The sequence below is a fragment of the Chitinophagaceae bacterium genome, from assembly GCA_016713085.1.
GTDB lineage: Bacteria > Bacteroidota > Bacteroidia > Chitinophagales > Chitinophagaceae > Lacibacter.
This window is the reverse complement of sequence record JADJPV010000007.1, coordinates 21,114-28,250: the sequence shown is the minus strand read 5'-3', so window position 1 is coordinate 28,250 and position 7,137 is coordinate 21,114. Positions and strand designations below refer to the sequence as shown.

Here is a 7,137-nt window from a genome sequence, read left to right as displayed (position 1 = left end):
TCCGTTACGATTGGCGTGATTTAAAGGAAAGCCTGAAGCCAAAATATGTTGCAGGTGAAGTAATTGCTAAACTGCTTGATAATACAGAACAGAATGGTGAAAATACATTAGCTGCAGGTTTATCACATCTTGCTGCAACCCTCACAAAAATAGCCGTTGAAAAAGCAGAAGAAAAAGTAAATGAATGGCTGAACAAAAATAATCCTGACTTTGTTTTTTACTGATAACCCTCATCCTCCTGCTGACAGCAGTCCTTGAAAAAAACAGTTTCGTAAAGTATCTTCAAAGAGCAAACAAAGTTCTTCAAACATTTAAAACAAGGAGGTCTGTATGTCAACAAAAGCAGTAACAAAAGTTGGCATGTTACCAACTGTATTTGACGATTTTTTTAAACCATGGAATGAATGGTTTGATAACGGAGGTTCCCTCATGGGACGTATGATGACTGTACCCGCAGTAAATATTGTTGAAGACAAAAATGACTATAAGGTTTCCTTAGCCGTGCCTGGTATGAAAAAGGATGATTTCAATATTGATGTTGAGGGCAATATGCTAACCATCAGCAGCGAAAAAGAAGAAAGCAAAGAAGAAAAAGATGAAAAGTACAACCGTAAGGAGTACAGCTACTCATCTTTCAGCCGCAGTTTTACTCTGCCAGAAGAAGTGAACAAAGAAAAAATTGAAGCAAAGTATGAAGACGGTGTGTTGAAATTGATGCTTCCTAAAAAAGATGAAGTGAAAAAGCTGGCAGCGAGCAAACATATCGCTGTGAAATAATCTCTCCGATGGAGGGATTGTGCCCTTGGCCCTGCCGCAAATGATTTGTGGCGGGCTTTTTTGTGACGATGGTCGAGTTTGATATGACTGCGGGTCAGAAAATTCCAGCAAACCCGGAAATTAATTTGCAGTCAATATGAGCATAACAACCAAACAAGCCACTCAATGCTATCATACTGTGACGATTGCATTACTGAGCAGATAAAAATTGATGACAAAAGTTTTTGCTGCCAGGGTTGTAAAACAGTGTACCTGGTTCTTAACCAGAGTGATTTATGTGAATATTATAATCTTAACGAAAACCCGGGCCTAAGCCAGCGTATTGAAGTAAGGAAGGATAAATTTTCATCTTGGAAGATGAAAAAATTCAGCAGCAGCTGGCTCTCTTTCAAGAATAGTGAACAGACACATATTACATTTTACCTGCCGCAAATTCACTGCAGTTCCTGTTTATGGTTGCTTGAAAATTTACACCGTCTTAATAAAGATATCATTTCATCAAGGGTAAATTTCACCCGTAAAGAAGTTGATATTGTCTTCAACCACCAGTCAACAAAGCTGCGTACAGTAGCCGAACTGTTAACCGGCATCGGCTACGAGCCATATATCAGTCTGCAGAATTTACAGGAAGCAAAGCCACGTATTCAACGAAGTCTTATTTACCAGTTAGGTGTTGCAGGGTTTTGCTTCGCCAATATCATGCTCATGAGTTTTCCTGAATATCTTGGACTGGAAGATGCAGACAGAGGCTTGCAGAATATGTTCAGGTATTTTAATCTTGTTTTGTCAATCCCTGTTTTATTATACAGTTCTATTCCGTTTTATCAGAGTGCATGGGGAAGTCTCCGGCATAAGTATCTCAATATTGATGCACCTATTGCTTTAGCCATCATCATGACTTTTGGCCGCAGTGTGTATGAAATATTCAGCAATACCGGCAGTGGTTATTTCGATTCAATGACCGGCATTGTTTTCTTTATGCTTGTTGGACGCATACTGCAGGAAAAAACTTATCAGCAATTATCATTTGAACGGGACTATACTGCTTATTTCCCTATTGCCGTTACAATCATGAAAGAAGGAAAAGAAATTCCAACTGCTTTGCCTGATCTGAAAACCGGCGATACAATTCTTATTCATCATGAAGAACTGATACCGGTTGATGGTTTGCTTACAAGAGGAAAAGCTTTGATTGATTACAGTTTTGTAACAGGTGAATCACTCCCTGTATTAAAAGAAATGGGCGAACTTGTTTATGCAGGCGGCAAACAAACAGGCGGCAATATTGAAATACTTACCATGAAAGAAGTGGCCCAAAGCTACCTCACCAAACTCTGGAACAAAGATGAAAAACCAAAGGAAGATGAAAAATCATTTGTAAATATCCTCAGCCGGTATTTTACATGGATCGTATTTACCATTGCGTTAGCAGGTGCCCTGTACTGGAGTTTTTACGATGGAACCAAAGCATGGAATGTAGTTACAACCATTCTCATTGTTGCATGTCCATGTGCTTTGCTGCTTTCAAATAATTTCACCAACGGAAATGTGTTGCGCATACTGGCAAAGAACAAATTATACCTGCGTAATGCACAGGTAATTGAAGAAATAGCCAATGCTGATCATATTGTGTTTGATAAAACCGGAACATTAACTACAACAAATGATCAGGATGTTGTTTTCTCAGGTAATTTTCTGAACCGAAAAGACAAACCAGATATTGCAGCACTTGCTGCTCAAAGCACCCACCCGCTGAGCAAACTACTGGTAAAACATTTAGGAATTCCTGAAAACAGAACCGTTAAAAACTTTAATGAAATAACAGGCAAAGGTATCCAGGGAATTGTTGAGAACAGAATCATCTCCATTGGATCGGCAGAGTTTGTAACGGTGAACCCGGGAATCAACTTCAGGAAGCAGCCTGTATATAATGATTGACGGGAACCTGATCGGTCATTTTACCATCCGTAATCATTACCGTCCATCTCTTCTTTCACAAATAAAGAAACTGCAGAAGTATTATAAAATCTCTGTTCTTTCAGGCGATAACGAAAGTGAAAAAGAACACTTCAAATGGCTATTGGCAAAAAGTCGACATTTCTCTTCAATCAAAAGCCTCATGAAAAACTTGCCTATATAAAGTTACAACAGGAATTGGGCGATAGAGTAATTATGGTGGGCGATGGATTAAATGATGCAGGTGCATTAAAACAAAGTAATGCAGGGATTGCAGTTACCGAAAGCACCAACAACTTTACTCCGGCCAGCGATGGTATTCTGGAAGCCGACAGGTTACATAAACTTGCAGCTTACCTCCGGTTAACAAAAGCCAACAAACAAATCGTTGTCGGGATTTTTATTTTATCGATTCTTTACAATGTCATCGGATTGTCTTTCGCTGTTCAGGGAACTCTTTCTCCATTAATCGCAGCTATTTTGATGCCATCAAGCTCCATTACCATCATTTTGCTCTCATTCGGAGCATCAACCTTATCAGCCAAGTTTTTGAAGCTGAAATAACTAAAAAGCTGACTAAAGTCATAAGAATTTGACAGGAATCAACTTTTTGTCTGATTTCTGTCAGCCTCAATTAGGGTTGCGAAAAATATTTTTACAGGATAAAAGAAAGTCTATATGAGTGTTATAATACTATTGCTTATTGCCAGTGTATCTGTGGCATCGTTGTTTTTAGCGGCTTTCTTATGGAGCGTTAAAAACGGTCAGTATGATGACCAGGTATCCCCCCCCTTGAGAATGCTGTTCGACAATCCTGTCTCAGAAAAAGAAAACTCTTCTCCTAACTCAGTAAACCAGAACTCAAAACCATAATAATCAAACAGGAAGTTATGCAATTAGAAAGTTTAACTACGACAACAAGATCGTAAAGTACTTCGCCATTGCCACAGCCGCTTGGGGTATTGTAGGCATGCTCGTTGGATTGCTGGTAGCCATTCAATTTTATTTTCCGGCTATCTCACTCAATTATCCGGGCACCACCTTCGGTCGTCTTCGGCCCATTCACACAAATGCTATCATTTTTGCCTTTGTAGGCAACAGTATGTTTATGGGCATTTATTATTCACTGCAGCGTCTTACCAAAGCCCGTATGTTCAACGACAAATTAAGTTGGATACATTTTTGGGGATGGCAGTTAATAATTTTATTAGCAGCGGTTACTTTATTTTTCGGTTTTACAACCGGTAAAGAGTATGCTGAACTTGAATGGCCAATTGATATCCTTATTACATTAATATAGGTAGTATTTGGTATCAACATGTTTGGTACATTAATTAAAAGAAGAGAAAGTCATATTTATGTTGCCATTTGGTTTTACATAGCCACATGGATAACAGTAGCGATGCTCCATATTGTAAACTCATTTGAACTTCCTTTCTCCTGGATAAAAAGCTATAGTTTTTATGCCGGTGTTCAGGATGCATTGGTACAGTGGTGGTACGGTCATAATGCTGTGGCATTTTTCCTTACTACTCCCATTCTGGGTTTAATGTATTATTTCCTGCCAAAAGCAGCGAACCGTCCTGTATATTCTTATCGTTTATCAATTATCCACTTCTGGGCGCTTATCTTCCTTTATATCTGGGCAGGCCCTCACCATTTAATTTATACTGCATTGCCTGATTGGGCGCAATCTCTCGGTACTGTATTCAGTGTAATGCTGATTGCACCAAGCTGGGGAGGTATGCTGAATGGTTTATTTACATTACGTGGTGCGTGGGACAAAGTGCGTGAAGAACCTGTATTAAAATTCTTTGTGGTTGCTGTTACCTGTTATGGTATGAGCACTTTTGAAGGACCCATGATGAGTTTGAAAAGCGTAAATGCGATTGCACACTTTACTGACTGGATTGTAGGGCACGTTCATATTGGAGGTTTAGGCTGGAATGGTTTTATGGCATTTGGTGTGCTCTATTATTTAATTCCTAAAATGTGGGGCACTACACTGTATTCAAAAAGTTAGCAACCAATCACTTCTGGTTAGGAACAATTGGTATTGTTGTGTATGCCATTCCACTTTACTGGGCCGGTTTTGCACAGGCCGATATGTGGAAACAATTCACCGATGAAGGACAGTTGAAGTTCCAGTTTCTTGAAACTGTAACCAATATTATTCCTATGTATATCATGAGAAGTATTGGTGGTACTCTTTACTTAACAGGTGCCATTATGATGGTGTACAATTTAATGAAGACTGCAAAACAGGGAAGCTTTATTGCCAATGAACCAGCTGAAGCAGCACCTCTTGCAAAAGCGGAAGCACATAAAAAAGAATACTGGCACAGATGGATTGAAAAAAGACCGGTAATGATGCTTGTTATCAGTTTAATAGTTGTTGCTATTGGTGGTTTAATTGAGATTGTTCCAACCTTCTTAATTAAGTCAAATATTCCAACCATTACAAGTGTAAAACCATATACTCCGCTTGAATTACAGGGCCGTGATATTTATGTTCGTGAAGGTTGCTATACCTGTCACTCCCAAATGATCCGTCCGTTCCGTGATGAAGTTGCGAGATATGGTGAATATTCAAAAGCTGGCGAATTTGTGTATGATCATCCGTTCCAGTGGGGAAGTAAACGTACAGGTCCGGACTTAGCAAGAATTGGTGGTAAATATCCCGACAGCTGGCATTATAATCATATGATGGATCCCCGTACAATGTCGCCCGGATCAATAATGCCTCAGTATACATGGTTACTTGATAATGATCTTGATACTACTATTACAGCTGCAAAGATCAGGGCAATGCAAACCTTAGGTGTTCCTTATCCTGAAGGTTATGATAAAATTGCAAACAGGGATCTGATGACACAGGCAAACAGTATCCGCATCAATTTGAAAATTGACAAGATTCAAACTCCTGCCAATAAGGAAATTATAGCGCTGATTGCTTACCTGCAACGTATGGGTAAGGATATTAAGGCTGAAAAGAAACCTGTAACAGCTTCAAACTAAAATGCTCACCGAAAAAAATAAGAAATGAAATTCATTAATTATTTAGAAAAAATAAGTAACGTAAGCATTTACGGGTTAACCTCTTTTCTCATCTTCTTTATCTTCTTCTGTGTAATGATTGTTTGGCTTGCCAGAACAGATAAAAAAGAATTGAATGAGATCAGTCGAATTCCATTAGATAACTAAAAAACTAAAGCAAGATGTTAAACATAAAAAAATATTTTTTAATGACAGGAGTTGGCAAAACAATGCTTGCCTTTACGTTCCTGTTTACAACCTTTGCTGCATCAGCACAGCAAACTGCAACGGTTCCTGAAGCAGCACCACAGTCAATCTGGAGCAATCCAATGGCTATTACAATGCTTGCAATTATTCTTGTACTGTTACTTGTAATTGCACTGCTGGCAAATGTTGTACTTGGTACTGCAAAATGGCACAGCTCAAAACTGAAAAGCAATTCAGTAAAAACAGTTGCCGGTTTAATTGCCTTTTTATCGCCTGCTATCGGTCTTGCGCAGGATGCTGCAACAACAGCACCGGCTGCACCTGCATCAATTGCAGGATTAACACCTCTTACCTTTTATCTGCTGGCTTCCGTTATTGCAATTGAACTGATTGTTATAATTGTAATGGGATTATTTGTAAGAAACTTCCTGGTTAAAGAAAATGCATTTGCAGCAGTTGCAGCGGATGGTACAACTGTAAGCAAACCTTCCGGCAGCTTTAGTACATGGTGGGATAAAATCAACAGCTTCAGGCCTGCAGAACAGGAATCTAAAATTGATCTGGGTCATGACTATGATGGCATCCGTGAGCTGGATAATAAATTACCCGGCTGGTGGTTATATGGATTTTACCTGACAATTATTGTTGGTGTAATTTACCTGTACCGTTATCATATTGCAGAAACAGCTCCTTTAAGCAAACAGGAATTTGAAAATGCCTGGAAAAAAGGTGAAGAACAGAAAGCTGCTTTCCTTTCAAAGTCTGCAAACAATGTAGATGAAAACACAGTGGTGCTGTTAAAAGATGAGGCTGCCTTAAAAGCAGGTAAAACAAATTTCGAACTGATGTGTGCAGCCTGTCATGGCAAAGAAGGGCAAGGTGGTGTAGGACCAAATTTAACTGATGATTACTGGATACACAGTGGAAGTGTAAAAGAAATTTTCAAGACAATCAAATATGGCTGGCCTGAAAAAGGAATGAAGAGCTGGAAAGATGATTACTCTCCCGTTCAGATTGCACAGCTGACCAGTTATGTAAAATCATTGCATGGCACCAACCCTCCCAATCCAAAAGAAAAACAGGGTGAGTTGTACCAGGAAAATGCTGCAGCACCGGCAGCAGATTCAGCAGCAGTAAAAACAGATTCAATTAAATAAGCAG

General features: G+C 39.2%; 5 protein-coding genes and 2 pseudogenes. All 7 read left to right on the top strand.

The annotated features are described in order from the left end of the window. Window positions 1–224, top strand: a 224-nt coding sequence (locus IPK31_22300) for a hypothetical protein (protein MBK8090395.1), incomplete at its 5' end; no start/stop codon positions are given. A 106-nt stretch (window positions 225–330) separates the two neighbouring features. After that, the gene (locus IPK31_22295; GenBank protein MBK8090394.1) at window positions 331–777 is read left to right on the top strand and encodes an Hsp20/alpha crystallin family protein; all 447 of its coding nucleotides are present in this window, start codon (window positions 331–333) and stop codon (window positions 775–777) included. A 136-nt stretch (window positions 778–913) separates the two neighbouring features. Then, window positions 914–3,297, top strand: a pseudogene (locus tag IPK31_22290) (heavy metal translocating P-type ATPase metal-binding domain-containing protein). Window positions 3,298–3,411: 114 nt separating this feature from the next. After that, window positions 3,412–3,606 (top strand): cbb3-type cytochrome oxidase assembly protein CcoS, encoded by a 195-nt coding sequence (ccoS, locus tag IPK31_22285; GenBank protein ID MBK8090393.1) that lies wholly within the window; start codon window positions 3,412–3,414, stop codon window positions 3,604–3,606. A 22-nt stretch (window positions 3,607–3,628) separates the two neighbouring features. Next, window positions 3,629–5,751: pseudogene (ccoN, locus tag IPK31_22280) on the top strand (cytochrome-c oxidase, cbb3-type subunit I). A 24-nt stretch (window positions 5,752–5,775) separates the two neighbouring features. Beyond that, window positions 5,776–5,937 carry a CcoQ/FixQ family Cbb3-type cytochrome c oxidase assembly chaperone gene (locus tag IPK31_22275; GenBank protein ID MBK8090392.1) on the top strand — a complete coding sequence of 54 codons (162 nt, stop codon included), beginning with the start codon at window positions 5,776–5,778 and terminating at the stop codon, window positions 5,935–5,937. Between the two features lie 14 nt (window positions 5,938–5,951). Beyond that, window positions 5,952–7,133: a c-type cytochrome gene (locus tag IPK31_22270; GenBank protein ID MBK8090391.1), complete on the top strand. Its 1,182-nt coding sequence runs from the start codon at window positions 5,952–5,954 to the stop codon at window positions 7,131–7,133. Window positions 7,134–7,137: the final 4 nt, after the last annotated feature.